The sequence below is a fragment of the Desmospora profundinema genome (assembly GCF_031454155.1).
Lineage (GTDB): Bacteria > Bacillota > Bacilli > Thermoactinomycetales > DSM-45169 > Desmospora > Desmospora profundinema.
Genome location: NZ_JAVDQG010000014.1, coordinates 1 through 2,040 on the forward strand (window position 1 = coordinate 1; position 2,040 = coordinate 2,040).

Annotated in this window: 2 protein-coding genes and 1 rRNA gene; all 3 read left to right on the forward strand. The window is 51.2% G+C overall.

Annotated elements, in window-relative coordinates:
* Positions 1 to 214: 214 nt before the first annotated feature.
* Positions 215 to 721: a hypothetical protein gene (locus tag JOE21_RS17685; RefSeq protein ID WP_309868809.1), complete on the forward strand. Its 507-nt coding sequence runs from the start codon at positions 215 to 217 to the stop codon at positions 719 to 721.
* Between the two features lie 94 nt (positions 722 to 815).
* Positions 816 to 1,406 (forward strand): PepSY domain-containing protein, encoded by a 591-nt coding sequence (locus tag JOE21_RS17690; RefSeq protein ID WP_309868810.1) that lies wholly within the window; start codon positions 816 to 818, stop codon positions 1,404 to 1,406.
* Between the two features lie 254 nt (positions 1,407 to 1,660).
* Positions 1,661 to 2,040, forward strand: a 23S ribosomal RNA gene (locus JOE21_RS17695); the annotation flags it as partial.

The following is a 2,040-nucleotide window of genomic DNA, read 5'->3' on the forward strand; positions in this document are numbered from 1 at the left end:
AAGGTGGGGATGGATCACCTCCTTTCTACGGAGTATCCATTGGATACAAACACGAACGAACCAGAACAGGGTCGTCAATTTCGCTCTTCGGTTTTCAGGGAATGCCGCTAATCCCCACCATGGATCTAATCCATGGTGGGGATTTTTTATGTGTCTCTTTAAACGTGTTATATTGCTTATGAAGGGATGGAGACAAGGGAAGGGGCGGGATCTCATGCGATACGCTTTTCTGCTGGTGTCTTTGCTTGGAAGCTTTGCCTTGATGATGGGATGTGGATCGGTTGACGGGCAACCCCGGTATGCTGACGATGATAACGGGGAAACGAAAGAGGGGGAACGACAAATGGTGGACGATACGGTAGGAGGATATCTGGAGAAGCGGTTGGTATCGTCTGAATTTGGCGGAACGATCGGATGTGCCTATGAGGAAGCGGGTGAAGAATGGGATGGAGACCGAGGAAATTGGTACGGTTGGGTGTTTTGCCTGGAGGTTTTGGAAGACGGTTCTGACGGAACGGGGATCAGTCTGCCTGTGGCCTTAAGATTGGAGCGGAAGGATGAGGGGATACAGGTGACCGGCCACGAAACCCCGGAGGATGGATCCGGGTATGAAGAGAGCTTTCGCCGCCTGTTTCCGGATTCGGTGCGAGATCGACTGACTCGTGAGAATATCGATCTTGACAGGCTGGAACGAGAAGCGAGAAAACGAGCGGATTCCTGACAAGGCAGAATCGGGTTGAATACCGTGTTGTTTTCGTATCAAATTCTCTTCCACTGAGACTACAATGAAGGAAACGAAGCAGGAGTGAGTAAATATGAACAAAACATGGCTGACTGTTTTGGCGGGAGCCATCCTCATCGCCGCAGTCGGATTTGGGGTGAATCAGATCTTCGCCGGCGACAAGGCGCCCGCTCTTACCGCTGAGGAAGCCGTTCAAAAAGCGGAGGAACGGTATCCGGGGAGTGTCAAGGAAATCGAGTTGAACGATACAAGTGCCCGTGCGGTGTATGAAATCGAATTGGAAGGACCCGGCGGGAATTATGAGGTTCACATGGATGCCAACTCCGGTGAAATCCTAAAAGTGGAACAAGGTCATCGTCCGAAGGAGCGGAAAACTGCTGTCGAGGATCACCAAGAGAACCTCACGGATGATATCGCTGTCGAGGATGGGAGTGAGGAACGCACAAAGGAAGAGCCGAGGAACGGCAAGCGCATCAGCTATAAAAAAGCCAAAAAGATCGCCTTGAGCGAGTTTGACGGCAAGGTAAAAGATATTGAACTGGATAAAGACGATGGACGCTGGATTTATGAGGTGAAGATTAAAAATGGGAAGGAGAAAGCGGAACTGGAGATTGATGCTTTTACCGGTGAAACCCTGTTGATGTCTGTGGAATATGATGATTGATTCCCATCTGGCCCGCGTGTAACACGCGGGCTTCATATGATATAGAAGGGAACATCCATCAACGTGGATAATCCATCCTGACATGGAAAAAAAGAAACCAAAAATAAGGGTTGATCATGAGTGAGAACCGTGATATATTATTACTTGTCGCCGCAAGGTGATGAATGAAAAAAGCAACATCGCACCTTGAAAACTGGATACGAAAGAGCCAAGAAAATGTGGGAAACACCACAATTTTCACCGGAGTGATTTGAGGAGAAGTTAGGAAGGGCACACGGTGGATGCCTTGGCGCCAGGAGCCGATGAAGGACGGGGCGAACTCCGATATGCCCCGGGGAGCCGTAAGCAGGCGTTGATCCGGGGATTTCCGAATGGGGCAACCCGCCAGCGTAAACCGCTGGCACTCCCACCTGAACACATAGGGTGGGCAGAGGCAGACCGGGGGAACTGAAACATCTTAGTACCCCGAGGAGAAGAAAGCAAACGCGATTCCCCGAGTAGCGGCGAGCGAAACGGGATTAGCCCAAACCGCAAGGGTCTCCCTTGCGGGGTTGTGGGGCGTCCTATATGGAGTTACAAAAGTGGAAGGTAGGCGAAGTGGCCTGGAACGGCCCGCCGCAGAGGGTAACAGCCC